Consider the following 25,037-nt stretch of genomic DNA (forward strand, 5'->3'; position numbering starts at 1 on the left):
CACCACCGGCAAGAGGGGCAATTCCATGGCATCAGGCGGCAGTGCAATTCGGGGGTCACGCGTTGGCGCAGGCCCCATGGGCGAACAAGATCGGGGTTACCACGCCGATCGCATCAAGGTCTCCTACTGGGACGCGTTGGGCAACGAGACCGTACGGTACTTCGCAGCCAACCTGCCCGCAGAAGAGATCCCCGAGATCATCGACTCCCCGCAGTCCGGCCTTCCCGCCGGCCGCGACCAGCTGAACCCGCCTTCGGTGGCCAAGCTCGAGCCGTACAAGACGCACCTTGCGTACGTCAAAGAGCGCCGCACTGAAGAAGAGGCCGCCCAGCTGCTCGAAGACGCTCTCGCTCAGCTCCGCGCGCGTCGTGGCACGGCGACCCCGGTTTCGAACTAGCTCTCAACCCTTCACGAAAGAAGCCGCCCGGCACCTGCCCGGGCGGCTTCTTTCTGTTTCGATCCGGCGGTGAATAGCTCGCCATTTTAATGAGCTATACTCGGCTTTCATGAAACTCTCTCGTACTCTCGCCTCACTTCTGGCGTGCGCTGTCGTCGCCGGCGTCACTCTCGCTGGAGGCAGTGCTTTCGCCGCCCCCAAGATCACACAGCCTTTCGCAACCCTGCCACCGTCATCACACCCCGTGGCTTTCTCCACCGATGAGGGCGAAGCCCTGTACACGGCCAATTCTGACGGCACGGTGAGCCGCGTCACCGCCGCCGGAGTCGTCACCGCGGCCTACGCGAGCCTGGGCGCCGGGGCGCAACCGTGTGGAATGACGACGGCCACCGACACCAACATCGTGTGGGTGGGCGACCGAGGAGCAAACGAGGTCGCGAAGGTGGCCTACGGGGGAGGGGTGACGAAATTCGCCTTGCCGGGGTCTGTGGCGCCGTGCGCCCTGGCCTCGAATAAGGCAGGCGACATCTTCGTCGCCGACGAACTCACCAACGTCGTCTCGAAGATCTCGGCAGCCGGCGTCGTCACCCCGGCGTTCGCCACCCTTGCCTCGACCGCCCACCCGCGAGCATTGGTCGTCGACAAGGCAGGCAATGTCTTCTCCGCCAATTCGGGCGATGACACCATTTCGAAGATCTCTCCCACCGGGGCTGTCACGGCTGCCTTCGCGTCGGTCGCACCGATCTCGGGCTCGGCGACTCCGGTCGCCCTCGCCATCGACAGCGCCGGCACCCTGTTCACGGCGAACTTCACCAGCCGCACGGTTTCGAAGGTCACGGCGGCAGGAGTCGCCTCGGTCTTCTCAGTGCTGCCGGAGTTCACGGCACCCAATGGCATCACCGCAACGGATGGCGACTGGGTCACCGTCTCGAACGGCGGCACGTCGACCCTGACTCTCATTCCACCGACCGGCGGCCGAGGTTCGACTGTGGCGAGCGTTCCGACGGGAGACGTCGTGGCAGGCCTCGTGGGCACCCAGCGAGGAATCGTCTACTCCGCCGACTCGACAACCAACGAGATCATCCGCGTCGGGCTTCGAGCCGAATTCTCGAGCGCGATTCCAACCGACACTCTGGTCACCGGACGGGCGTATTCGTTCACGTTCACCGCTACGGGAATCGACCCGATCGGTTTCAGCGCAGATGCGAGTACGCTTCCACCCGGCCTCACCCTCGACCCGATGACAGGCATTCTCACCGGAACCCCGGTCAAACCCGGCACGTATAGTTTTGCCGTCAACGCGCAGAACCCTCTCGGATTCGACGGCCAACGTGTCACCCTCACCGTTCTACCAGGGCTGCGCCCGCCGACGCACTTCTGACGCCACCTCAGTACGAAGGGGCGATGAGGTTCTCGGGGACTTCGGCGGCGGCCTCTTTGTCGACAAAGAACACGGTGCGCTTGCGGCCCTCGGCACCCGCCACGGGAACCTCGTCGACGCTGGCGCCGGCCAGCGCCAGGCCGAGCGCCGAGGCCTTGTCGGCGCCGGCGAGCACGAGCCAGATGCGGTCGGCCGAGCGGATGACCGGCAAGGTCAGGCTCAGGCGAAGTGGTGGAGGCTTGGGGGAGTTGCGCACCGAAACAACGGTCGCGTCGCGCTCTGTGATGCCCTCCATGCCGGGGAACAGGGAGGCGATGTGCCCGTCGGGGCCGACCCCGAGAAACAGAATGTCGAAGCGCGGGTAGAGTGCGGCATCCGGAGCGAACTCGACCAGCTCACGCGCATAGGCAGCGGCAGCGTCATCAAGATCTTCGATCTCGTCTGACGAGGCGAACGGATGCACCTTCGCCTCGTCGACGGGAATGTGATCGAGCAGGGCCTCACGGGCCTGCAGCTCGTTGCGGTCGGCGCTGTCTTTCGGCACGAACCGCTCGTCGCCCCACCAGAAGTGAATGCGCTTCCAGTCGACGTTCACCTGCGCGGGCGAATTGCGAATCGCCGCCATCAGATCGGTATTGACGCTGCCACCGCTGAGCACCACGTGCGCCTCATCGACCTCGTCGAGAATGTCGATGATCTTGGTGATGAAGCGAGCAGCGACAGCACCGGCGAGCGAAGCCTTGTCGGGGTGAACGAGAACACGGCGATCTGTGGTCATGTGATCCGACTTCTACTTGATGATGCTGATGACACCCGTGCTGAGCCCGACATCTGTCGAATCGAACAGCTCAGCGAGCCCTACCGAGATGATTTCACCATACAGGTCGTCGGGGTCGAGCCGGCGCAGCTCCTCGGCGAGGCAGTCGCGCAGGTTGCGGCGCGGCAGCGAGAGGTCGTGGGTCGGCTGATTCGGTTGAATCAGGGTGGCTACGTTGGGAATCTCGCGCACCAATTCGATCACACCGGATTCGCGCGTCAACTTCACGCTGTGAATACCGCTCGAACCGTTGGCGCGCTTGGTGAGGCCGTAGGTCACCGGCGCCTCGAGCTGGTGCCCGAGCCAGGCGGCGAGCAGCAGTGTCGACGGTGAGTCCGACGCGCCCTGCACCTCGACCGCGATGACCGGCTCGTACGGGGGCTGGTCGAGCACGGCGGCGAGCTGGGCACGCCAGAGCGTCAGCCGGGTCCACGCGAAGTCGGTGTCGCCGGGTGCGTACGTCTCTGAGAGACGAATGAGCGATTCGACCGGATTGGGGTGGTTCGATGCATCCGTGATGCGGCGCTGAGCGATGCGCCCGAGGCTCGAGGTCGAGGCCTTCTCGGGTGACTCGCCCGGCCACCAGACGACAACCGGGGCATCCGGCAGCAACAGACCCGTGACCAGGCCCTCTTCGTCGGATGCGGCAGCACCGTAGGCTTTGAGCAGAACGACCTCGCTGGCACCGGCGTCGCCGCCGACACGGATCTGCGCGTCGAGGCGCGCTCCGCGCCCCGTTCGGGCGTCATCAGGGTCGCTGTCGGTCGACACCACGATGACGCGCATCGGATGCTCGCGCGAGGCGTCGTTCGCTGCCTCGATGGCCTCTTCTTCGTGCCCGAGGCTCGTGCGGATGACGAGCGTCAGAACCCGCCCGAGAGCGACAGCGCCGCCCTCTTCGCGAATCTTGACCAGGGCCTTCGAGATCTTGCTGGTATTGGTGTCAGGAAAATCGACGATCATGGACGTCTCCAGGTTCGGCCGTCACGGGCGAGTAGTTCATCGGCAGAGTCGGGGCCCCAGGTTCCGGGCCGGTACTGGTCGGGCTGACCTTGGGTCGCCCAGTATTCCTCGATGGGGTCGAGAATCTTCCACGAGAGCTCCACCTCCTGGTGGCGCGGAAAGAGCGGAGGCTCGCCGAGCAGCACGTCGAGAATGAGCCGCTCGTACGCCTCGGGGCTGGCTTCGGTGAACGCGTGGCCGTACCCGAAGTCCATGGTCACGTCGCGCACCTGCACGCCGTTGCCGGGCACCTTCGAGCCGAACCGGATGGTCACACCCTCGTCGGGCTGAACGCGGATGACGAGCGCGTTCTGGCCGAGTTCCGAAGTCTGGCTCTGCGCGAACAAGTACTGCGGCGCTCGCTTGAAGACCACGGCGATTTCGGTGACTCGGCGCCCCAAGCGCTTGCCGGCCCGCAGGTAGAACGGAACGCCGGCCCAGCGCCGGGTACCGATGTCGAGCCGAACGGCCGCATAGGTCTCGGTGGTCGACTGCGGGTTCATGCCGTCTTCTTCGAGGAATCCCGGTACGTACTCGCCGCCCTGCCAACCACTCGAGTACTGACCCCGCGCGGTTGAGGCGCTGAGGTCTTTCGGCAGCTTGACCGCCGCGAGCACCTTTTCTTTCTCGGCCCGCAGATCGGAGGCGTTGAACGAGATCGGCTCTTCCATGGCAGTGAGCGCCATGAGCTGCAGCAGGTGGTTCTGGATCACGTCACGTGCCGCACCGATGCCGTCGTAGTAGCCGGCCCGGCCACCGACGCCGATGTCTTCGGCCATGGTGATCTGTACGTGATCGACGTAGTTCGCATTCCAGATGGGTTCGTAAAGCTGGTTCGCGAAGCGCAGCGCGAGGATGTTCTGCACCGTCTCTTTTCCGAGATAGTGGTCGATGCGAAAAACGTCATCCGGAGCGAACACCGATTCGACGACATCGTTCAGCTCGCGAGCCGTCTTCAGGTCGCTGCCGAAGGGCTTCTCGATGACGACTCGTCGCCACTGGCCGGGCTGCGGATGCGCGAGCCCCGACCGGCGCAACTGCTCGGTGACGAGCGGAAAGGCCTTCGGCGGAATCGACAGGTAGAACGCGTAGTTGCCCTTGGTGCCGCGCACACTGTCGAGATCGGCGATCGTCTCTTTGAGCTTCACGAAGGCCGAATCGTCGTCGAACTCACCCGAGACGAAGCGGATGCCCTCGGAGAGCTGTCGCCACACGTCTTCGTCGAACGGAGTACGGGCGTACTCCTTGACGGCATCGTGCACGACACGCTCGAAGTCCTGGTCTTCCCAGTCGCGCCGGGCGAAACCGACCAGCGAGAACCCCGGCGGCAACAGGCCGCGGTTGGCCAGATCGTACACGGCGGGCATCAGCTTCTTGCGTGACAGGTCGCCCGTCACACCGAAGATGATCAGACCGCTCGGACCGGCGATGCGATTCAGCCGCCGGTCGGTCGGAAGCCTGAGGGGGTTGTAATCCGGAGTGATTTCTACCGGTGACATCGTGCTCCTTGCTGCGGGATGCGCACGTCAGCGCGCCTCCCGAGATGTTCAGGTGAGGGAATCGAACAAACTGGTTACGTCGGCGGCCGGATCTGTGAGGTTGAGCCGCAGAACGGGTCGACCGTGCTGCTCGAGCACGCTCGCGTCGCCGGCGGCCTGGGCCTGGATCAACTGGCCGAACGTGAACGGGCGATCGGGTACGGCGAGATCGGCCGCGGCATTCTCGGTGATCTGCAGAAAGACCCCGATGGCGGGGCCGCCCTTGTGAAACTGACCCGTCGAGTGCAGAAAACGCGGACCCCAGCCGAAGGTGACCGGTCGGTCGATCTTCGCCGCAATGGCGTCGCGCAACTCTGCGAGTTGAGGCAGCGCGAGACGATCGACATACGCCTGGATCGCGACATACCCGTCGACCGGCGTCTGGGCAAGCAGAGCCGCGATCGCCGCAGACACCGTGTCGACGCCCGTGACGACCGATGCCGTGCCGCGCACCTCGATACCGCCGGCAGTGAACGCCCGCGCTTCGGGCTCAGGCTGGGCATCCAGCAGGCCGCGCGTGGCGACCTTTGCCGACTCGACGTCGGGCTGATCGAACGGGTTGATGCCGAGCAGACGACCGGCCACGGCAACGCCGTATTCCCAGGTCAGAATGAGTCCGCCGAGCGATCCGCTCATCAAGATCTCGCCGTCGTGACGGTTCTGCGGCAGCAGGTGGAACTGGTCGGCCTCGCGAACAAGACGCACAACCTGCAGGTCGGGCAGATTCTCGCCGAGTTCGGGGGAGTGCACGTCGAGTACGACCGGCAGCAGTCCGCGGCCGATCTTGCCCGTCGACTCGGCGATCAGCTGCTCAGCCCAGTCGGCGAAGCCCACGATGTGCGTGCCGTCGCTGACGATGCCGAGCTTGTTCTTGAGCGGCTTCGTACCCGCGATGGCGGCACCCAGGATGAGACCGGGGTTGTCTTCATCGTCGGTCGCCAGGTAGAGCTCGATCGCCTCGGCCTCGTCGAGCAACTCTCCGATGTCTGCGCCGGCGAGGCCGGAGGGAACCAAGCCGAACGCGGTCAGCGCCGAGTAGCGGCCGCCCACGTTCGGGTCGGCGAGAAAAACGCGGTAACCCGCCTCTTTCGCCGAGGCTTCGAGCGGCGAACCCGGGTCGGTGACCACGATGATGCGGTCTTTCGGGTCGATTCCGGCGTCGCGCCAGGCCTTCTCATACACACGGCGCTGACTGTCGGTCTCGACGGTCGAACCCGACTTCGACGACACGACCAGCGCGCTGGTCGCCAGTCGATCGGCGAGAGCGGCCTCGACTTGCCCGGGGGCCGTCGAGTCGAGCACCGTCAGCTCAACGCCGGCGGTGCGAGTGATGACCTCGGGCGCCAGCGACGAGCCACCCATGCCCGCAAGCACGATGTGGTCGACGCCGAGCGCCTGCAGCTTTTCGCGCAGCTCGACGATCTCTTCGACCAGCGGGCGCGATACCGATACGGCCTCGGTGAAGCCGAGGCGCTTCGACGCCTCGGCTTCGGCGTCAGGCCCCCACAGCGCCGGATCTTGCCCGGTGATGCTCGAGGCGACGAGGTCGTCGACCAGGGTCGGCACGGTGGCCTCGACGGCCTCCTTGACCCCGCCCGAAACGTGGATCTTTACGCTCACGCGTTGTCGCCGGCCTTCGCGGCATCAAGCGCCGTCTGCACGGTCTCGAGCAGTTCATCCCACGACACGATGAACTTCGAAACACCCTCTTTTTCGAGCAGTTCGGTGACCTCGGCGTACGAGATGCCCTGCGCGGCGACCGCGTCGAGCACCTTGTTCGCGGCGGCGTAGCTGCCGGCGATGGTGTTGCCGGTGATGACACCGTGGTCGAAGGTCGCGTCGAGCGTCTTCTCGGGCATCGTGTTGACCACCTCGGGGGCGGCGAGCTCGGTCACGTACAACGTGTCGGGCAGCGACGGGTCTTTCACACCGGTCGAGGCCCACAGCGGGCGCTGCTTGTTCGCGCCGGCGGCCAGCAGAACCTTGGCGCGCTCGGTGGTGAAGGCCTGCTCGTAGACCTCGTAGGCGAGCTGGGCGTTCGCGACGCCGGCCTTGCTCTTCAGCGCAAGCGCTTCGTCGGTGCCGATGGCCACGAGACGCTTATCGATCTCGGTGTCGACGCGGGACACGAAGAACGAGGCGACCGAGTGGATGCCCGACAGATCGATACCGGCCTCTTGAGCCTTCTCGAGCCCGGCCAGGTACGCGTTGATGACGTCGCGGTAGCGCTCGAGGCTGAAGATCAGCGTCACGTTCACGCTGATGCCGGCCGCGATGGTCGCCGTGATGGCCTCGAGACCCTCGATCGTCGCAGGAATCTTGATGAGCACGTTCTCTTTGTTGACCTTGTCGAACAGCTCTTTGGCCTGCTTGATGGTCTTCTCGGCGTCGTTCGCGAAGCCCGGCTCGACCTCGATCGACACGCGACCGTCGAATCCGTTGGTCGCGTCGTACACCGGCTTGAAGATGTCGCAGCCCTGTGCGACGTCGGCCGTCGTGATCTCGAACACGGCGTCGGTCACGTTGTAGCCTTTTGCGGCCAGTTCGCGAACCTGCTCGTCGTACGCCTCGCCCTTGGCGAGAGCCGACGCGAAGATCGACGGGTTGGTGGTCACGCCGACGACGTTCTTCTCGGCGATCAGCTTCTGCAGGTTGTCGGTACGCAGGCGCTCACGCGACAGGTCGTCGAGCCAGATGCTCACGCCGACAGCAGAGAGCTGGGCGGTGGGAGTCGTTGTTTGGGTGTCAGTCATTTCATTCTCCTAAAAAAGTCTGTGGTGCCGAAAAAGTCTTGGGGTTAGACGGCGGCCAGCGAGGCGAGCGAGGTCTTGGCGGCCTCGATGGCCGCGCCGGTGGTCATTCCGAACTCGCGGAACAGCGTCTTGTAGTCGGCGGATGCCCCGAAGTGCTCGATCGAGACGCTCTTGCCTGCGTCACCGACCCAGGGGCGCCAGGTCAAGCCGAGACCGGCCTCGATCGAGACGCGAGCCTTGACGGCAGAAGGAAGAACGTGCTCGCGGTACTCCGCGGTCTGCTCCTCGAACCACTCCATGCAGGGAGCCGACACCACGCGGGCGTTGATGCCGTCGGCCTTCAGCAGTTCGCGCGCCTCGACAGCGATCTGCACCTCTGAACCGGTCGCGATGAAGATCACGTCCGGCTCGCCGTTCGGAGCTTCGGCCAGGATGTAGGCACCCTTGGCGACGTTCTTCGCCGAAGCGAAGACCTCGCCGGATGCCTCGCCGTCGCCCCGCTCGAACGTCGGAATGTTCTGGCGGGTCAGCGCGATCGCAGCAGGACCGACACGACGCGAGAGAATCGTGTGCCACGCCCAGGCGGTCTCGTTCGGGTCGCCGGGGCGAACCACGTCGAGCCCGGGAATCGCCCGCAGCGTGGTGAGCTGCTCGATCGGCTGGTGGGTCGGACCGTCTTCGCCCAGCGCGACCGAGTCGTGCGTGTAGACGAAGATCGACGGCGACTTCATGAGTGCGGCCAAGCGGATGGCCGGGCGCATGTAGTCCGAGAAGATCAGGAACGTGCCACCGAACGGACGGGTGTTGCCGTGCAGCACGATGCCGTTCAGAATCGCGCCCATAGCGTGCTCACGGATGCCGAAGTGCAGTACGCGACCGTACTTGTTGCCGGTCCACTCGTGCGTCGAGTGCTCGCTCGGCACGAACGACGCGCCCGACTCGATGGTGGTGTTGTTCGACTCGGCGAGGTCGGCCGAACCGCCCCACAGTTCGGGCATGACTCCGGCGATGCCGTTGATGACCTTGCCCGATGCGGCGCGGGTCGAGACCTCTTTACCCGCCTCGAACACCGGCAGGGCATCCTCGATGCCCTCGGGCAGATCGCCCTTCAGCACTCGGTCGAGCAGCGCTTTGCGCTCGGGGTTCGCGGCGGCCCAGGCGTCGAAGCCGACCTGCCACTCTTCGTGCGCGGCCTTGCCGCGGGTGATCGCCTCACGAGTGTGCGTGATGACGTCGTCAGAAACGGCGAAGTGCTCGTCGGGATCGAAGCCGAGAACCTCTTTGAGGCCCTTCAGCTCGTCTGCGCCGAGCGCCGATCCGTGGATCTTGCCGGTGTTCTGCTTCTTCGGCGACGGCCAGCCGATGATGGTCTTCAGAATGATGAGCGAAGGCTTGTCGGTGACACCCTTCGCGGTCTCGATAGCGTCGTTCAGCGTGGCGACGTCTTCGACGTAGAGCCCCGTCTTCTTCCAGTCGACGACCTGCACGTGCCAGTGCAGTGCCTCGTACCGCGCCTTCACGTCTTCGGTGAAGGCGATGTTGGTGTCGTCTTCGATCGAGATCTGGTTGCTGTCGTAGAACGCGATGAGGTTGCCGAGCTGCTGGTGGCCGGCGAGTGAAGAGGCCTCGTTGGTGATGCCCTCCTCCATGTCGCCGTCGCCGGCGATGGTGTAGATGAAGTGGTCGAACGGGCTGGTGCCGGCCGCGGCATCCGGATCGAACAGGCCGCGCTCAAAACGCGAGGCGTAGGCGAAACCGACGGCGGACGACAGGCCCTGGCCGAGCGGCCCAGTGGTGATCTCGACACCGTCGGTGTGGCCGTACTCCGGGTGGCCCGGTGTGAGCGAGCCCCAGGTGCGCAGCTTCTTCAGGTCGTCGAGCTCGAGGCCGTAACCGCCCAAGTACAACTGGATGTAGAGAGTGAGTGAGCTGTGGCCCACAGAGAGAATGAACCGGTCGCGGCCGATCCATTCGTTGTCTGACGGGTCACGCCGCATCTTCTTCTGAAAGAGGAGGTAGGCGAGGGGGGCGAGCGAGATCGCGGTGCCCGGATGCCCGTTCCCGACCTTTTCGACAGCGTCAGCAGCGAGAACCTTCGCTGTGCTTACGGCCTGATCGTCAATAGATTCCCACTGCAGTGATGCCACGAGGTGTAGAGCCCTTCTTAGGTTGCGGACGAGGGGAGAAGCCCCGGAGCACCGTCGAGCCGTAGGTGTTTTCCCACCCTTCGTCCAGTATAGAAGGGGCAGGGGTAACCGCGCCCGCCGATGCCTGACTTCTACACGCCGTAGCGTAGAGTGAGGACGGTATGTCAGAAGCAGTTAGAGGAGCGATGGACGTAGCTGTAGAGGGCCGCATCGGGCGACCGCGCATCGGCGTGGGCCAGAAGGCCAGAGCGTACGTCGCACTGACGAAACCTCGCGTCATGGAACTGCTGCTCGTCACCACGGTTCCCGTGATGATTCTGGCGCAGGGGGGCATTCCGAACCTGTGGCTGGTGTTCGCCACGCTCGTCGGCGGCGCATTGAGCGCCGGGGGAGCGGGCGCCTTCAACTGCTACATCGACCGCGACATCGACCGCGTGATGAACCGCACCAAGGCGCGTCCACTCGTCACCGGTGAGTTGAGCGACCGCGAGGCCCTGGTCTTCGCCTGGATTCTCGCCGTGGTGTCGACGCTGTGGTTCGGCTTCTTCGTCAACTGGTTCGCCGCCGGCCTCTCGGTCATCGCGATCTTCTTGTACGCGGTCGTCTACACGATCATCCTGAAGCGCCACACCTCGCAGAACATCATCTGGGGCGGCACCGCTGGCTGCATGCCCGTGCTCATCGGCTGGGCCGCCGTCACCAACTCGCTCGACTGGCCCGCCTGGATTCTCTTCGGCGTGATCTTCTTGTGGACTCCGCCGCACTACTGGCCGCTCTCGATGCGCTACAGCGAGGACTACAAGTCGGTGGGCGTGCCGATGCTCGGCGTCACCCGCGGGCGTGCCGTCGTCGGCCTCCAGACCATCCTGTACGCGTGGGCCACCGTCGCCTGCTCGCTGCTGCTCATTCCGGTTGCGTCGATGGGCCTCGTCTACACCGTCGCGGCGATCGCCTCGGGCGGCTGGTTCATCTACGAGACGCACCGCCTCTACAACACCGCCATTCGGCACGGCGACGTTCGGCCGATGCGCGTCTTCCACGCCTCGATCACCTACCTCACGATCCTGTTCCTCGCGATCGCGATCGACCCACTGCTCCCGTTCTAACGCCCTCCCTGTGCGTTAGAACGCGGCACGGTTCGTCAGGCGTAAGGTTGTCATTCGCACGCCTTTAAGTGATGATTGCTCAATGAGATCATTGAGAATTACTCTACGCCTAGTCGTGGTTCTTCTCGTCGTCGCGCTCGGGTTTGCCGTATTCGGCTTCATTTCCAATAATTCGGGAGACATGGGGCGAAGCGTAGCCTCGCAGTATCTGAGCGATCTCAGTTCGGGTGACATCACCGGCGCCGCAGTTCTCGCCGACGAGACTACCGATTCAGACGTGGTCGCTGCCTACGCCCAGGCGAAGCACATTACCGACGCTCAGGTGACAGATCAAGATTCGTGGGGAGACGGCGATGGCAACTTCAGCGGTCCTGGCTATTCGACGAGTGTCGACGGCGGTATGGGCGCAGCCTGGGATGTCTCGTTCGAGCTGAACGGAGTGGCCCACACAGACCAGATCACCGTGGTCAAACACGCAGGCGCATGGATAGTCGATCAGGGCCTCACCGTTGATCTGCAGCCCGAACTCGACGTTCTCGCGACCGCTCATCTGGCCGGCACCAAGGCCTCCTTGAACCGGATGACGGGGTTGCCCTTCGGCGTCTACAACATCGTCGCACCCCCCGGAGTCGTGTTCGACCCGAGCATTCTCACGATCGACAGCACGACGGCAGACCCGTTCACGGAGGTGAATATCTCCCAGGGGTGAGACTGCGGTCGCCTCGTGCGAAGTTACACTCGTGGTGTAGGAAAACACGAGCTCGAACGGACGTAGATGCGCACTCCACGACTGCAGACCCCTCTTTCTTGGGCGGCAGAACGGTGGACTCTCAGCCCTCGCGCGCTGCGCTGGGCCACCACCGCCGCGCTTGTGGTGAGTATCTTCATCGTGCTCAGCGGCGGCATCGTGCGGGTCACCGGATCCGGACTCGGCTGCCCGACCTGGCCGCAGTGCGAAACAGGGTCGCTGACCACGACGCCGGCCCTGGGCATCCACGGCCTGATCGAGTTCACGAACCGGGCGTTGACCGGCGTGCTCATCGCTGCCGTGGGCTGGGTCATCATCGCCGCGAGGCTGCAGAAGCCGCGGGTGCGAGCGATGACGCGGCTCGCCTGGTCGCAGTTCTGGCTTGTCGTGGCGAACGCGGTCGCCGGTGGCATTACGGTTCTGGCGCAGCTCAACCCGTACATCGTGGCCTTTCACTTCGTGATGGCTATCGCGTTGCTCACCACGACGACGCTGACCTGGCATCGAGCTCATCGCGGACAATCCGCAACCGTGAGCCTGCCCGCCGCCGCACGAGTGCTGAGTGTGGTGCTGGTCGCGGTCACCATCGTGCTGATTCTGGTGGGAACGCTCGTCTCGGGCACGGGGCCGCACTCGGGCGACTCGGCCGACGTTCCGCGCATGCAGTTCAACTGGGGCGACATCACGATTCTGCACGGGGTGCTCGGTTCGCTCACTCTCGTGCTGGGAATCGTTCTGTACGCCGTGCTGCTGCGGGTGCCGGGCGCGCAACTGGCCCGGCGCCGCACGCTGACGTTCATCGTGGTGGTCGTCGCACAGGCGGCCCTCGGCCTGGTGCAGTCGCTCATCGGGCTTCCCGAAGCGCTCGTGGCACTGCATCTGCTCGGTGCCGCACTTGTCTGGGTCGGCGCGCTGCGAGTTCTGCTCGACGTGAATCCGGCGCTGTTCTCGGTAGACCGAACCGTTACCTCGGAGTCTTCAGGGTATCGACCTGAGGCAATCTCCACCCCGGTAGAATAAAAAGGTTGCCAGTTCCGTTGGAGCTTGTAATAGGAAGGGAGAAAGTCATGACAGACGTACTCATCGACCGGCCAGAACTTCAGAACCTGGGGGTGTACGAGTTCGGGTGGTCCGACTCCGACGCCGCCGGCGCGACCGCCAAGCGCGGTATCTCGCCTGAAGTCGTGAAGGGCATTTCGACGCTCAAGAACGAACCCGAGTGGATGCTCAAGGCCCGGCTGAAAGCCCTTCAGATCTTCGAGCGCAAACCGATGCCGACGTGGGGAGCAGACCTTTCCGGCATCGACTTCGACAACATCAAGTATTTCGTACGGTCGACCGAGAAGCAGGCCCAGACCTGGGAAGACCTGCCCGACGACATCAAGAACACCTACGAGAAGCTCGGCATCCCCGAGGCGGAGCGCCAGCGCCTCGTCTCCGGCGTCGCTGCACAGTACGAGTCCGAGGTCGTTTACCACACGATCCGCGAGGACCTCGAGGCTCAGGGCGTCATCTTCATGGACACCGATACGGCCCTGCGCGAGCATCCGGAGTTCTTCGACGAGTACTTCGGCACGGTCATCCCGGCTGGCGACAACAAGTTCGCCGCGCTGAACACCGCCGTATGGTCGGGCGGCTCGTTCGTGTACGTGCCGAAGGGTGTGCACGTCGAGATTCCGCTTCAGGCCTACTTCCGTATCAACACCGAGAACATGGGTCAGTTCGAGCGCACGCTGATCATCGCCGACGAGGGCTCATACGTGCACTACATCGAAGGCTGCACGGCCCCCATCTACAAGAGCGACTCGCTGCACTCTGCCGTGGTCGAGATCATCGTGAAGAAGAACGCCCGCGTTCGGTACACCACGATTCAGAACTGGTCGAACAACGTCTACAACCTGGTCACCAAGCGCGCCATCGCACACGAGGGCGCGACCATGGAGTGGATCGACGGCAACATCGGTTCGAAGGTCACCATGAAGTACCCGTCGATCTACCTGGTGGGCGAGCACGCCAAGGGCGAGACGCTCTCGGTCGCCTTCGCGGGGCCCGGCCAGCACCAAGACGCCGGCGCGAAGATGATCCACATGGCGCCGTACACGCAGTCGTCGATCGTCTCGAAGTCGATCGCCCGTGGCGGCGGTCGTGCCGGGTACCGCGGCGAGGTTCGGGTGGCTGAGAACGCACATCACTCGGCCAACACGGTTCGCTGTGACGCGCTGCTCGTCGACACGCAGTCACGTAGTGATACGTATCCCGCCATAGACATCCGGGTGGATGACGTACAGCTCGGTCACGAAGCAACGGTCTCCCGGGTCAGTGAAGAGCAGCTGTTCTACCTGATGAGCCGTGGATTGCCCGAAGACGAGGCCATGGCCATGATCGTGCGCGGCTTCATCGAGCCCATCGCTCGCGAACTGCCCATGGAGTACGCGCTCGAACTCAACAAGCTCATCGAAATGGGCATGGAAGGCAGCGTGGGATGACCTTTCTCCTATCGTCGAAAGGCAGCGTAGGTTAATGACCTCAGCAACACCTCCTTCTACGACTGTGCCCGAAAGCAGGGTGCCCGAAAGCAGCGTGCCCGAAGCGGCTGCCGCGGCGTTCGCGGCCCCGGCCCCCGGCGGTCACCGCGGCGCGCCGGTGGGGTCGAAGAGCCACACCGACGGCGCCTGGCACGAGATTCCCGTTCAGACGCGCTCTGAGCGGTACTCCTCGGCAGACGTCGGCGACTTCGACGACCCGAGCGGGCACGAGGTCGACTGGAAGCTCACGCCCATCAAGCTCGTCGCCGACCTCATCTCGGGGCCGCTCGACGGCTCTCCCTACGAGGTCACCGCTGCGCCCGTCGAGGGCTTCGCCCTGTCGTGGATCGACCGCACCGACGACCGCTTCGGCAGCGCTGGGCTTCCCGAAGACAAGGCGAGCGCCAACGCGTGGACATCCGTCGACAAGGCCCTGGCCATCGACGTGACCAGCGAGTCGCCCTCAGCGGAGTTCGTCGTGGCCCGTTCTGCCCTCGGCAGCGCCCCCCGCGGCGCGCACACCGTCATCACCGCCGCGCCGAACAGCCGCGGGCTCGTCATCCTCGAGAACTCGGGGGATGCCCGGCTCACCGAGAACGTCGAGATCGTCGTTCGTGACGGGGCCGAGCTCACCGTGGTGAGCGTGCAGGAATGGAACGACTCCGCCGTGCACCTGGCCAGCCACTTCGCCCAGGTCGGACGCGACGCAACGCTGCGGCACGTGGTGGTGTCGCTCGGCGGATCGGTCGTGCGAGTGAACCCGAGCATCCACTTGTCGTCGACCGGGTCGAACACCGAAGCGTACGGTCTGTACTTCGCCGATGCGGGGCAGCACCTCGAGCAGCGCGTGTACATCGACCACGAGGCCGAGAACTCGCGTTCGCGCGTGAAGTACAAGGGTGCGCTGCAGGGTGAGGGAGCGCACTCGGTCTGGGTAGGCGACGTGCTCATTCGCCAGAGCGCGAACGGCACCGACAGCTACGAAGAGAACCGCAACCTGGTTCTGTCGGAGGGCACCCGTGCCGACTCGATCCCGAACCTCGAGATCGAGACCGGCAACATCCTCGGCGCGGGGCACGCCTCGTCGACCGGACGCTTCGACGACGAGCAGCTGTTCTATCTGCAGTCGCGCGGAATCAGCGAAGAAGAGGCGCGACGCCTGGTGGTGCGCGGATTCTTGGCTGAGATCATCCAGAAGATCGGCTCGGATGCTGTCGAGGAGCGCCTGACGCGCGCCGTCGAGGCCGAGCTGGTGGATGCCGTCGCAGGAGCCGTCGCAGGAGCCGTCGCAGGTGCCGCCGCCAACGAGGGCGGGCTCGCCTGATGGCCGCGGTACGCATCTGCGCGCTCACCGAGCTGAACGAGAACGAGGCCCTGCGCGTCGAGATCGATGGCGTCGCCATCGCGCTCGTCAAAGACTCGGCGGGCGACTGCCACGCCATCGGCGACACCTGCACGCACGGCGACATCTCGCTGGCCGAGGGTTTCGTCGAGGATGACACGCTCGAATGCTGGGCGCACGGCTCGAAGTTCTCGCTGCTCACCGGCAAGCCGCTGACCCTCCCGGCCTATGAGCCGGTTCCCGTCTACGAACTCAGCATCGTCGACGGCGACATCTACATCGACCCGACCCTCACAAAAGAGATTGCTTAGAAAATGTCTGTACTCGAAATCAAAGACCTGCACGTCAGCGTCGACACCGAACTGGGTTCGAAGCAGATTCTGCGCGGCGTGAACTTGCGCATCGAGCAGGGCCAGACCCACGCCATCATGGGCCCGAACGGATCGGGTAAGTCGACGCTCGCCTATGCGATCGCCGGGCATCCGAAATACCACGTCACCAGCGGATCTATTCTGCTCGACGGCGAAGAGATGACCACGCTTTCGGTGGATGCGCGTGCCCGTGCCGGCCTCTTTCTCGCGATGCAGTACCCCGTCGAGATACCCGGTGTCACCGTCACCAACTTCTTGCGCACCGCGAAGACCGCGATCGACGGCGAAGCGCCGCCGCTGCGCGGCTGGATCAAAGACGTGAAATCGACCATGTCCGCGCTGCGCATGGATAGCCAGTTCGCCGAGCGCAACGTGAACGAGGGCTTCTCGGGCGGCGAGAAGAAGCGTAACGAGATTCTGCAGCTCGAACTGCTGAAGCCCAAGTTCGCCGTGCTCGACGAAACCGACTCGGGCCTCGACGTCGACGCGCTGAAAATCGTGTCAGAGGGCGTGAACCGCGCCAAAGAGAACACCGATCTCGGGGTTCTGCTGATCACGCACTACAACCGCATTCTGCGTTACATCACCCCCGACTTCGTGCACGTGTTCGTCGCCGGCCAGGTCGTCGAGTCGGGCGGACCCGAGCTCGCCGTTCAGCTCGAGAACGAGGGTTACGACGAGTACGTCAAGGCGAGTGCCGCCGCCGCAGCAGCGATCGCTTCTGCCGAAGCCGCCGACGCTTCCGCAGCTTCTGTCGCCGCTTCTGCTTCTTCGGCCGCGCCGGCCGTCAACGCCTGATCGCGCGTAGGATTCAGTTATGGTCACCACACTCGAACCCACGAAGTACGACCAGGTCGAAGAGGCGTTGAAAGACGTCATGGACCCGGAGCTCGGCGTCAACATCGTCGACCTCGGGCTCGTCTACGACCTCGGCTGGGACGACGAGAACAACGCCCTGATTATCAGCATGACGCTCACGAGCGCCGGATGCCCGCTGACCGACGTGCTCGAAGAGCAGACCGCCGAGGCGCTCGACGGCGTGGTGGAAGCCTTTCGCATCAACTGGGTATGGATGCCGCCGTGGGGCCCCGACAAGATCACCGACGACGGTCGAGACATGATGCGGGCGCTCGGCTTCTCGATCTGATCGACTTACCCTGCCGCGCTGGCAGAAGCTGAGTAATTGTTGCTATTCTCGATGTCGACGTAGTTGACCGAGAAGAAAGGCGCCGCGTGGGTAAGACGGCGTGAGCGCTTCCGACGGAGTGCGATCTGAGCCGTTTCGCGATGCACGCGTCGCGCGAGCGGTGTCGGCGGCGGTTCACACCAACGCTCGACACGCCGACCCCGAGCAGTTCAACACGGTCATCGGGCTAGATCTCTCGAGGTTCGGAGCACAAGACCTCTCTGGAATCGAACGTCTGGCGAACCTCGAGGCACTGCACGCCGCCGGGTGCGACATCAGAGAACTCGAGCCCGTCACCAGCCTGGTCCGGCTCACAGACGTGGATCTCTCCGGTAACGGCAGACTCATCGACGTGACTGCTCTGCGCGGGCTGACGCGGCTACGCCGCCTGAACCTCTCGCGTACCGGGGCATCGTCGCTGTCTTCGCTGTCAGCGCCGTCGAGGTTGCAATTCCTCTACCTCGAACAAACTCCTGTGCGTGACGTCACCGTGGTCGATCGCCTCAGTGAGCTGCTCGTGCTCTCGCTGGCCCACACTCCGGTGACCGACATCTCACCGCTCCGGTCGGCCGATCGACTGGTCGAACTGGATCTGTCGTACACCGACGTTGCCGACATCTCGCCACTCGCTCGCCTTCCCTGGCTGCACCTGCTCAACCTTGAAGGAACGCGTGTAACTGACGTCACGGAGCTCGAGCGAGCGGGGCGCATCGGCATTCGCATGCCCGATGGGTCGCACCGTGGCAAGACGACCGCACGAATAAGACGGGCCGCTCGCCTCGGTGCCGTCGGGGGCAGGGAATAGTAACAGGCGCACTCGTTTTATACTGGAGAGACTCCCTCCCACCCCTGCCGCGGCGACGCGACCAAAGATTTGGACTATTCCCGTGCTCAGTGTGCATGACCTTGAGCTGCGAGTTGGCGCCCGGATTCTGATGTCAGACGTGAATTTTCGCGTCTCGGCCGGCGACAAAGTCGGTCTGGTGGGGCGAAACGGCGCGGGCAAGACCACGCTCACGAAGACCCTGGCCGGCGAACTGAAGCCCGACGGTGGCCGCATCGACATCTCGGGTCAGATCGGGTATCTGCCGCAAGATCCACGCTCGGGCAACCCCGAAGATCTCGCTCGTACGCGCATCCTGGATGCTCGTGACCTCGGTCAGATCGTGCTGCAGATGCAGCAGGCACAACTCGATATGTCGTCGAGTGACCCCAAAGTCGTCGACAAGGCCATGAAGAAGTACGGCAACCTGGATGATCGTTTCAACGCTCTCGGCGGGTACTCTGCTGAGGCCGAAGCCGCCTCGATCGCCTCGAACCTGAGCCTGCCCGACCACATCCTCGACCAGCCGCTCTCGACCCTCTCGGGCGGACAGCGCCGCCGCATCGAGCTGGCCCGCATCCTGTTCTCCGGCGCCGACACCATGCTGCTCGACGAACCGACGAACCACCTCGACGCTGACTCTGTCGTCTGGCTGCGCGAGTTTCTCAAGGGCTTTCAGGGCGGCCTGATCGTGATCAGCCACGACGTGGCGCTCGTCGAAGAGACCGTGAACCGCGTGTTCTACCTCGACGCGAACCGTACCGTCATCGACATCTACAACATGGGCTGGAAGAACTACCTGCGCCAGCGTGCCTCCGACGAAGAGCGCCGCAAGAAAGAGCGCGCCAATGTCGAGAAGAAGGCCGGCGTGCTGCAGATGCAGGCCGCCCGGTTCGGTGCAAAGGCCTCAAAAGCGGCCGCCGCTCACCAGATGGTGCGCCGCGCCGAGAAGATGCTCTCGGGCCTCGACGAGACCCGCGTGGTCGACCGCGTCGCGAAGCTGCGCTTTCCCGAGCCCGTGGCCTGCGGTCGCACCCCGCTCATGGCGAGCGACCTCTCGAAGAGCTACGGCTCGCTCGAGATCTTCACGGCCGTCGACCTCGCCATCGACCGCGGTTCGAAAGTCGTCGTGCTCGGCTTCAACGGTGCCGGAAAGACTACCCTGCTGCGCATCCTGGCCGGCATCGACAAGCCCGACACCGGCCAGGTCGAGCCCGGTTACGGCCTGCGCATCGGCTACTACGCGCAAGAGCACGAGACCATCGACGTGAAGCGCACCGTGCTGCAGAACATGGTGTCGTCGTCGCCGAACCTCACCGAAACCGAGGCGCGGCGGGTTCTCGGCTCGTTCCTATTCACCGGGGACGACTCGCACAAGCTCGCCGGGGTTCTCTCCGGTGGAGAGAAGACCCGGCTCGCTCTGGCGATGATCGTCGTCTCGGGCGCCAACGTGCTGCTGCTCGACGAGCCCACGAACAACCTCGATCCGGCGTCCCGCGAAGAGATTCTGGATGCTCTGGCCAACTACGAGGGCGCAGTAGTTCTGGTCTCCCACGACGAGGGCGCCGTCATGGCACTGAACCCCGAGCGTGTGCTCATCCTGCCCGACGGCACCGAAGACCACTGGAACAAGGAGTACCAAGAGCTCATCGAGCTCGCGTAACTACCAGGTAGTCATGACGTGCGTGGCGCCGTCGGTCGTCGTAAAATCGAGTTCGTCGCCGAACACTCCCGATTCGGAGCGAACGTCACCTTCTGGGGATTCTCCGGAGGGCCACCATGCCGACCAGTGCCCGTTGTTCACCGTTGCGATGACGAAGGTGCCGTCTTTTCGGTGGACCCGGACTCCGATGACATCCTCGCCGGCGCTCCCGCCCACGAGCACAGCATTTCCGAGATCGTCGGGTAACGACGCGTCTTGTACCCACGCCTCACTCACCTGAGCAGCAGTGACGGGCGAAGCGTCGACGATGTTATCGGCAGGTATGAGGATCCAGCTCGCGCCCGCGGATGGAGTCGAGATGCAATATCCCGTTTCGTCACCGACTTGCATCATCTGAGCGGTGAAAGCGCCACGAACCTCGCTGGTAAACACCCGAATGTCTTTCGAGGTCGCTGGATGCGTCGCACTCGCTTGCGTGCATGCGTCGGCGAGTGCGGGTGATGGCGGTGTTGGCGTTGGAGTCGATGTCCAACTCGCAAGTTCTCCTCTGGCGGGAAGCGCGAAGTTGGAAACCGCAGGCTGCGGTGTCACGGCTCCTGTGGTCACCACGAGACCGATTACAAAGGCACCAACGGTCAGAGCACTGAGCCCCAATCCACCGAGCACAATTCGGCGGCTCTTTGCGTGGGATCGCTTCGTAACCTCGGCTGAGGTGACGCGCAAGAAGAGAGCATCTCGGCGAGCGGCTTGGCTGGCGGTGAGAGTGGTGGGCGGGGCGGGATCAAGAGCGTGCAGGTCTTCGAGGGGTGGGGAAGCGAGGTGAGCGGTCATGGGGTGGTTCCTAGCGTGAGAGGTGAAGCGGGTACGGGTGCCGGTGTCTCGCGCAATAGAGCGGCGAGGCGACGGCGGGCGCGGGTGAGGCGCATGGAATAGGTGGCTCGCGAGCATCCGATCGCGGCCGCGGCCGAGCGGGCATCGAGGTCTTCCCAGACGTGCAGGGCGAGCACCTCTTGGTCGGCGGCGCTGAGCGTGCCGAAGGCGGCACGAAGGTCGAGCTGACGCTCGAGAGCTTCAACGTCATCGGTCTGGGTGCCCGGCGCGTGCGTCGCGATACGCATCGTGAGCGCCTGCCGACGACCCGAACCGCGCGCGGAATTCAGCATCACATTGCGGGCGGTGCGATAGAGCCACGGCAGCGCTGGCATCGGCAGTGCATCCCGTCGCTGCCAGGCAGCGATGAACGTCTCGCTGACGACATCGTCGACGTTCAGCGGATGCGCACGCCGCGTCACGAACCGCAGTACTTCGGCGTAGTGGTCGGCATAGACCTGCTCGAAATGGGCATGAGGTGGTGGAGACAATCGATCCTCGTTTCCGGGCCTGATGAGCGGCCACACTAGGGAAATGTCCGGCAGAGGCAACGCTGCAACCGGGCAGGGAGAATTCTTTGAGTTTATGTCATCCAGGTACGGAATGAGCCAATTTCACATGATGTGAGTGGATGAACACTCTCGAATTCATCGTCAGCACGTCGCGTATTGGCACGGTGACCGGAGGCCAGACGGGCAGCATCTGCTCTGGGCGCTCGGTTGCGAATGCGGCGACGCGGCCGTAGCCGCAATCGCGAACTCTTTCACGGAGCCCAGACGTGACTGAAACGAGGCAGAGCACGAACAGATCTGAGTCGAGACGTCGCTGAGCCGAGTCGAGCCGACCCGACTCGAGCCGTCACTGGGCGGCGGGCGCTACCTCTGCACCGTCGGCGGCGTCGAGCGGCGTCACGGCGACAGGAAAGTCGCGCGCCAGCAAGAACTCCCGCAAGAACTCGACGTGCTCGTCGCAGGCGACCCACACCTTCACGCGGTCGGCCGAATGGATGCGCGGGTTACGCCATCCGATCGACCACACCGCCTCACTGCGGCAGCCGGCGCGCGAGCATTCCCGTGAGCCCGGCTCGGGCGCTAGCCCCAGCCCGAACGGTTCGCTCACTCGGGGCGCCCGCCGTACTCGCGCTGACGCGTCGTCGGGGGAACCTGGTCGAACGCCACCATCTGCCCGCCGGGCGAACTCATGGTGCCGGGCGTGTTCGCTCCCGTATTCGCGATCACCACGGCGAGCCAGGGCAACACCACGGCGGCGACGCCGAGCGCGATCATGAAATACCACTCGTGCACGAAGAGCAAAGCCGCAAGGCACAACAGACGAACGCCCATGGCAATCGAGTACTTGATCATGCGCGAGTGCCGCTCTTCGAGCGGGGACTGGGGCAGAGACGTAACCGACTGCTGTTGCTTCTTCATGTGTGCGCCACTTCGAACGGGGATCTTTTGAGTTTACGCTCCCTCTGAGTCTCCTAAGCTGATATGCGGCCCACGAAACGCCTGGGTTGACACCGCACGAAAAGGACTCCGCCATGACGACTCCCCGCACCGTAGTCATCACGGGAGGCAACCGCGGCATCGGTTACGCCATCGCGGAGGAGTTCGTGGCCGAGGGCCACCGAGTCGCCGTCACCGCGCGCTCGGGCGAAGGCCCAGACGGTTCACTCACCGTGCGCGCCGATGTCACCGACGCTGCATCCATCGACGCCGCCTTCACCGAGGTCGAAGCGGCGCTCGGGCCGGTCGAAGTCGTGGTCGCCAACGCCGGCATCACGCGCGACACCCTGCTCATCCGCATGACCGAAGACGACTTCACCGACGTCATCGACGCCAACCTCACGGGCGCCTGGCGCGTCGTGAAGCGGGCCTCGAAGGGAATGATGAAGGCGCGGTTCGGCCGCATCATCCTCATCTCGAGCGTCTCGGGGCTGCTGGGCGCGGCCGGCCAGGTCAACTACTCCACCTCGAAGGCGGGACTTGTGGGCATGGCCCGCTCGCTCACCCGCGAACTCGGTTCGAGGGGCATCACAGCGAACGTCGTCGCACCCGGGCTCATCGAGACCGATATGACCGCCGAGCTGCCGGATGCCCAGCTCGCCGACTACAAGAAGTCCATACCCGTGGGCCGCTTCGCTACGCCCGCCGAGGTCGCGAAGGTCATCACCTGGATCGCGGGTGACGACGCCGCCTACATCTCCGGAGCGGTCATCCCCGTCGACGGTGGACTCGGCATGGGCCACTGACCCGGCCGGAAGTCTGGGAGAGACTACACGTCGCACCGTTCGCACCCCGACCCCGCCCACCCATCAGGGATCGCACGCGGTAGTTCGGTGCCCGCGCGTTGGTTTGGCGCTTGCGCGGTAATTCGAACTACCGCGCGTGCGCCAAACTACCGCGCCTCTGTTGCACGCGTGGAGCGCAAGCCCGCAAGCCCGCGCTGCAGCGGATGGCGGGGCCGCGTCAGCCGCGCAGGCCGAGCAGGGGGAGCAGCTGGGAGAGGTCACGAGTGTCGAGAGCGAGGTGCGCCTGAGCGCGCACGATGGGGCGCGCATTGAACGCGACCGAGAGCCCGGCCGACTGCATCATGCGCAGATCGTTAGCTCCGTCGCCCACGGCCACCGTCTGAGCCAGCGGCAGGCCCGCGACCCGGGCCCATTCCACCAGCGCGTCGGCCTTGGCTTGGGCATCCACAACGGGGCCGCGCACGTTGCCCGTCAAGCGTCCGTCGGCGACCTCGAGGCGGTTGGCGTGCCAGTGATCGAGTTCGAGGTCTTCGGCCAGGGCATCCAGCAGCTCGTGAAAACCACCCGAGACGACTCCGATGCGCCCGCCCGCTGCGTGCAGGCCGGCGATGAGCTCGGGCACACCCTGGGTGACCCGGATGCCCGCTGCAACTTCTTCGAAACACGAGGTCGGCAGGCCGGCGAGCGTGGCGACGCGGGCGCGCAGGCTCTGCTCGAAGTCGAGTTCGCCCGACATGGCGCGCTCGGTGATTGCAGCGACCTCGGTGAGGCTGCCCGCGCAATCGGCAAGCATTTCGATCACTTCGTTTTCGATCAGTGTCGAATCGACATCGAGCACGACCAGAAAACGGGCTGTGGTCATGGTTCTACGGTTACTCCCTTGCCCACAACGGTGATGCCCGTGTCGGTCACAGTGAAGCCGCGTTCGCGGTCGCGAGCGTGGTCGATTCCGATCATGGCGCCTGCTGAGACCACCACGTTCTTGTCCAGAATAGCGCGGCGAACCACGGCGTCTGGATAGATGTGCACGCGGTCGAAGAGAACCGAGTCCTGCACTAACGCACTCGACTCGATGGTGACCCACGGCCCCAGCACGCTGCGTTCGATGCGCGCGCCCGAGATGAGGCAGCCGAGCGACACGATCGACTCGATCGTGGTTCCGCTGTTGCCCTTCGCGTCGCGCACGAACTTTGCCGGCGGCGAGTTGAGCTGCTGCGTGTAGATGGGCCAGGCGCTGTTGTACAGGTTGAACACCGGCAGCGCCGAGATGAGGTCTTGGTGGGCGTCGTAGAACGACTCGATGGTACCCACGTCGCGCCAGTAGTACCGGTCGCGGTCTGTCGCTCCGGGCACCTCGTTGCGCGACAGGTCGTACACGCCTGCGAGACCCTGCGACACGAAGTCGGGAATGATGTCGCCGCCCATGTCGTGGTTCGATTCGGGCTTCTCGCCGTCGCGAATCACGGCGTCGATCAGGGCATCCGCGTTGAAGACGTAGTTACCCATCGAAGCGAGCACTTCGTGCGGAGCATCCGCGAGGCCGACCGCCGTCTTCGGCTTCTCGAGAAACTCTGTGATGAGCGACGGATTCTCGGGGTCGGTCTGAATGATACCGAACTGGTCGCTGAGCTCCATCGGCTGACGGATGGCCGCGACTGTGACGGGCAGGCCGGAGGCGATGTGCGCCTCGACCATCTGCGCGAAATCCATGCGGTACACGTGGTCGGCGCCGACCACGACCACGATGTCGGGCTTCTCGTCGCGGATGAGGTTCAGGCTCTGCAGAATAGCGTCGGCCGAGCCGCTGAACCAGCGCTTGCCGAGCCGCTGCTGAGCCGGCACTGAGGCGACATACGAGTCGAGCAGCCCGGTCATGCGCCAGGTCTGCGAGATGTGCCGGTCGAGGCTGTGCGACTTGTACTGAGTCAGCACGACGATCTTCGTCAGCCCCGAGTTGATGAGGTTCGAGAGGGCGAAGTCGATGAGGCGGTAACCGCCGCCGAACGGGACACCGGGCTTCGCTCGGTCTGCAGTGAGGGGCATGAGCCTCTTACCTTCGCCACCAGCGAGAACGATGCCGAAAATCTTCTTTGATGCAGCCATAGCTCTAACAA

The 25,037-nt window shown here is 64.4% G+C and carries 25 protein-coding genes; 13 read left to right on the plus strand and 12 right to left on the minus strand.

Translation table 11 applies throughout. From position 1 onward, the window contains the following. The first annotated feature begins 25 nt into the window (after positions 1–25). Positions 26–397 carry an RNA polymerase-binding protein RbpA gene (locus tag LQ955_RS06210; protein ID WP_231027312.1) on the plus strand — a complete coding sequence of 124 codons (372 nt, stop codon included), beginning with the start codon at positions 26–28 and terminating at the stop codon, positions 395–397. Positions 398–506: 109 nt separating this feature from the next. After that, a complete protein-coding gene (locus LQ955_RS06215) occupies positions 507–1,778 on the plus strand; it encodes a Vgb family protein (protein ID WP_231027313.1) in 1,272 nt (423 codons plus the stop codon). Between the two features lie 7 nt (positions 1,779–1,785). Here the strand turns inward: LQ955_RS06215 and pgl are convergent, their stop codons facing one another. From pgl to tkt, 6 genes are read right to left on the minus strand one after another with little or no spacing between them, the layout of a single operon-like run. Next, entirely contained in the window at positions 1,786–2,556 is a 771-nt protein-coding gene (pgl, locus tag LQ955_RS06220) for a 6-phosphogluconolactonase (RefSeq protein ID WP_231027314.1), read from the minus strand. A 12-nt stretch (positions 2,557–2,568) separates the two neighbouring features. Next, positions 2,569–3,558, minus strand: a complete 990-nt coding sequence (locus LQ955_RS06225) for a glucose-6-phosphate dehydrogenase assembly protein OpcA (protein WP_231027315.1) — start codon at positions 3,556–3,558, stop codon at positions 2,569–2,571. Then, positions 3,555–5,096, minus strand: a complete 1,542-nt coding sequence (zwf, locus tag LQ955_RS06230) for a glucose-6-phosphate dehydrogenase (protein WP_231027316.1) — start codon at positions 5,094–5,096, stop codon at positions 3,555–3,557. The genes LQ955_RS06225 and zwf overlap by 4 nt, the downstream gene beginning before the upstream one ends. A gap of 48 nt (positions 5,097–5,144) precedes the next feature. Beyond that, a complete protein-coding gene (locus LQ955_RS06235; RefSeq protein WP_231027317.1) occupies positions 5,145–6,755 on the minus strand; it encodes a glucose-6-phosphate isomerase in 1,611 nt (536 codons plus the stop codon). After that, positions 6,752–7,888 carry a transaldolase gene (tal, locus tag LQ955_RS06240; protein WP_231027318.1) on the minus strand — a complete coding sequence of 379 codons (1,137 nt, stop codon included), beginning with the start codon at positions 7,886–7,888 and terminating at the stop codon, positions 6,752–6,754. The genes LQ955_RS06235 and tal overlap by 4 nt, the downstream gene beginning before the upstream one ends. A 44-nt stretch (positions 7,889–7,932) precedes the next feature. Further along, on the minus strand, positions 7,933–10,035 hold the full coding sequence (gene tkt / locus LQ955_RS06245; protein WP_231027319.1) for a transketolase: 2,103 nt from the start codon (positions 10,033–10,035) through the stop codon (positions 7,933–7,935). A 185-nt stretch (positions 10,036–10,220) separates the two neighbouring features. Between tkt and LQ955_RS06250 the strand changes: the two genes are divergently transcribed. The 10 genes from LQ955_RS06250 (at position 10,221) to LQ955_RS06295 (ending at position 19,799) form a co-directional block, all read left to right on the plus strand. Further along, the gene (locus LQ955_RS06250; RefSeq protein WP_231027320.1) at positions 10,221–11,141 is read left to right on the plus strand and encodes a heme o synthase; all 921 of its coding nucleotides are present in this window, start codon (positions 10,221–10,223) and stop codon (positions 11,139–11,141) included. Between the two features lie 181 nt (positions 11,142–11,322). Further along, positions 11,323–11,850, plus strand: a complete 528-nt coding sequence (locus tag LQ955_RS06255; protein WP_231027321.1) for a hypothetical protein — start codon at positions 11,323–11,325, stop codon at positions 11,848–11,850. A 66-nt stretch (positions 11,851–11,916) separates the two neighbouring features. After that, positions 11,917–12,909, plus strand: a complete 993-nt coding sequence (locus tag LQ955_RS06260; RefSeq protein WP_231027322.1) for a COX15/CtaA family protein — start codon at positions 11,917–11,919, stop codon at positions 12,907–12,909. A 47-nt stretch (positions 12,910–12,956) separates the two neighbouring features. After that, positions 12,957–14,375 carry a Fe-S cluster assembly protein SufB gene (sufB, locus tag LQ955_RS06265; protein WP_231027323.1) on the plus strand — a complete coding sequence of 473 codons (1,419 nt, stop codon included), beginning with the start codon at positions 12,957–12,959 and terminating at the stop codon, positions 14,373–14,375. A 34-nt stretch (positions 14,376–14,409) separates the two neighbouring features. Further along, positions 14,410–15,738, plus strand: coding sequence for a Fe-S cluster assembly protein SufD (gene sufD / locus LQ955_RS06270; RefSeq protein WP_231027324.1), 1,329 nt, complete (start codon positions 14,410–14,412; stop codon positions 15,736–15,738). Next, a complete protein-coding gene (locus tag LQ955_RS06275; RefSeq protein WP_231027325.1) occupies positions 15,738–16,067 on the plus strand; it encodes a non-heme iron oxygenase ferredoxin subunit in 330 nt (109 codons plus the stop codon). The genes sufD and LQ955_RS06275 overlap by 1 nt, the downstream gene beginning before the upstream one ends. Positions 16,068–16,070: 3 nt before the next feature. Then, on the plus strand, positions 16,071–16,925 hold the full coding sequence (sufC, locus tag LQ955_RS06280; protein ID WP_231027326.1) for a Fe-S cluster assembly ATPase SufC: 855 nt from the start codon (positions 16,071–16,073) through the stop codon (positions 16,923–16,925). A 19-nt stretch (positions 16,926–16,944) separates the two neighbouring features. Then, positions 16,945–17,274, plus strand: a complete 330-nt coding sequence (locus LQ955_RS06285) for a metal-sulfur cluster assembly factor (RefSeq protein ID WP_231027327.1) — start codon at positions 16,945–16,947, stop codon at positions 17,272–17,274. Positions 17,275–17,374: 100 nt separating this feature from the next. Further along, positions 17,375–18,118, plus strand: coding sequence for a leucine-rich repeat domain-containing protein (locus LQ955_RS06290; RefSeq protein ID WP_231027328.1), 744 nt, complete (start codon positions 17,375–17,377; stop codon positions 18,116–18,118). A gap of 82 nt (positions 18,119–18,200) precedes the next feature. Beyond that, positions 18,201–19,799, plus strand: a complete 1,599-nt coding sequence (locus tag LQ955_RS06295; protein WP_231027329.1) for an ABC-F family ATP-binding cassette domain-containing protein — start codon at positions 18,201–18,203, stop codon at positions 19,797–19,799. Here LQ955_RS06295 and LQ955_RS06300 read toward each other — a convergent pair whose 3' ends face one another. From LQ955_RS06300 to LQ955_RS06315, 4 genes are all read right to left on the minus strand, one after another. After that, positions 19,800–20,630, minus strand: coding sequence for a hypothetical protein (locus LQ955_RS06300; RefSeq protein WP_231027330.1), 831 nt, complete (start codon positions 20,628–20,630; stop codon positions 19,800–19,802). It lies immediately after the preceding gene. Next, on the minus strand, positions 20,627–21,160 hold the full coding sequence (locus LQ955_RS06305; protein WP_231027331.1) for an RNA polymerase sigma factor: 534 nt from the start codon (positions 21,158–21,160) through the stop codon (positions 20,627–20,629). Before LQ955_RS06305 ends, LQ955_RS06300 begins: the two co-directional genes overlap by 4 nt. A 367-nt stretch (positions 21,161–21,527) precedes the next feature. After that, the gene (locus LQ955_RS06310) at positions 21,528–21,788 is read right to left on the minus strand and encodes a hypothetical protein (protein ID WP_390623446.1); all 261 of its coding nucleotides are present in this window, start codon (positions 21,786–21,788) and stop codon (positions 21,528–21,530) included. Continuing rightward, positions 21,785–22,099, minus strand: coding sequence for a DUF3099 domain-containing protein (locus LQ955_RS06315; RefSeq protein ID WP_231027332.1), 315 nt, complete (start codon positions 22,097–22,099; stop codon positions 21,785–21,787). The genes LQ955_RS06310 and LQ955_RS06315 overlap by 4 nt, the downstream gene beginning before the upstream one ends. Before the next feature lie 113 nt (positions 22,100–22,212). Here LQ955_RS06315 and fabG point away from each other — a divergent pair, with 113 nt between their 5' ends. Then, entirely contained in the window at positions 22,213–22,923 is a 711-nt protein-coding gene (fabG, locus tag LQ955_RS06320) for a 3-oxoacyl-ACP reductase FabG (RefSeq protein WP_231027333.1), read from the plus strand. 217 nt (positions 22,924–23,140) lie between these two features. Here the strand turns inward: fabG and serB are convergent, their stop codons facing one another. Then, entirely contained in the window at positions 23,141–23,785 is a 645-nt protein-coding gene (gene serB, locus LQ955_RS06325; RefSeq protein WP_231027334.1) for a phosphoserine phosphatase SerB, read from the minus strand. Next, positions 23,782–25,026: a glucose-1-phosphate adenylyltransferase gene (locus LQ955_RS06330; protein ID WP_231027335.1), complete on the minus strand. Its 1,245-nt coding sequence runs from the start codon at positions 25,024–25,026 to the stop codon at positions 23,782–23,784. The genes serB and LQ955_RS06330 overlap by 4 nt, the downstream gene beginning before the upstream one ends. Positions 25,027–25,037: the final 11 nt, after the last annotated feature.

Origin of the sequence: Subtercola endophyticus (assembly GCF_021044565.1) — a bacterium.
GTDB classification, from domain to species: Bacteria; Actinomycetota; Actinomycetes; order Actinomycetales; family Microbacteriaceae; genus Subtercola; species Subtercola endophyticus.

Bases quoted from the DNA above. Each gene is read 5' to 3' on its own strand.
- LQ955_RS06210 (WP_231027312.1), top strand. From the start codon at position 26: ATGGCATCAGGCGGCAGTGCAATTCGGGGGTCACGCGTTGGCGCAGGC.
- LQ955_RS06215 (WP_231027313.1), top strand. From the start codon at position 507: ATGAAACTCTCTCGTACTCTCGCCTCACTTCTGGCGTGCGCTGTCGTC.
- pgl (WP_231027314.1), bottom strand. From the start codon at position 2,556: ATGACCACAGATCGCCGTGTTCTCGTTCACCCCGACAAGGCTTCGCTC.
- LQ955_RS06225 (WP_231027315.1), bottom strand. From the start codon at position 3,558: ATGATCGTCGATTTTCCTGACACCAATACCAGCAAGATCTCGAAGGCC.
- zwf (WP_231027316.1), bottom strand. From the start codon at position 5,096: ATGTCACCGGTAGAAATCACTCCGGATTACAACCCCCTCAGGCTTCCG.
- tal (WP_231027318.1), bottom strand. From the start codon at position 7,888: ATGACTGACACCCAAACAACGACTCCCACCGCCCAGCTCTCTGCTGTC.
- LQ955_RS06250 (WP_231027320.1), top strand. From the start codon at position 10,221: ATGGACGTAGCTGTAGAGGGCCGCATCGGGCGACCGCGCATCGGCGTG.
- LQ955_RS06255 (WP_231027321.1), top strand. From the start codon at position 11,323: ATGGGGCGAAGCGTAGCCTCGCAGTATCTGAGCGATCTCAGTTCGGGT.
- LQ955_RS06260 (WP_231027322.1), top strand. From the start codon at position 11,917: ATGCGCACTCCACGACTGCAGACCCCTCTTTCTTGGGCGGCAGAACGG.
- sufB (WP_231027323.1), top strand. From the start codon at position 12,957: ATGACAGACGTACTCATCGACCGGCCAGAACTTCAGAACCTGGGGGTG.
- sufD (WP_231027324.1), top strand. From the start codon at position 14,410: ATGACCTCAGCAACACCTCCTTCTACGACTGTGCCCGAAAGCAGGGTG.
- LQ955_RS06275 (WP_231027325.1), top strand. From the start codon at position 15,738: ATGGCCGCGGTACGCATCTGCGCGCTCACCGAGCTGAACGAGAACGAG.
- sufC (WP_231027326.1), top strand. From the start codon at position 16,071: ATGTCTGTACTCGAAATCAAAGACCTGCACGTCAGCGTCGACACCGAA.
- LQ955_RS06285 (WP_231027327.1), top strand. From the start codon at position 16,945: ATGGTCACCACACTCGAACCCACGAAGTACGACCAGGTCGAAGAGGCG.
- LQ955_RS06300 (WP_231027330.1), bottom strand. From the start codon at position 20,630: ATGACCGCTCACCTCGCTTCCCCACCCCTCGAAGACCTGCACGCTCTT.
- LQ955_RS06315 (WP_231027332.1), bottom strand. From the start codon at position 22,099: ATGAAGAAGCAACAGCAGTCGGTTACGTCTCTGCCCCAGTCCCCGCTC.
- fabG (WP_231027333.1), top strand. From the start codon at position 22,213: ATGACGACTCCCCGCACCGTAGTCATCACGGGAGGCAACCGCGGCATC.
- serB (WP_231027334.1), bottom strand. From the start codon at position 23,785: ATGACCACAGCCCGTTTTCTGGTCGTGCTCGATGTCGATTCGACACTG.
- LQ955_RS06330 (WP_231027335.1), bottom strand. From the start codon at position 25,026: ATGGCTGCATCAAAGAAGATTTTCGGCATCGTTCTCGCTGGTGGCGAA.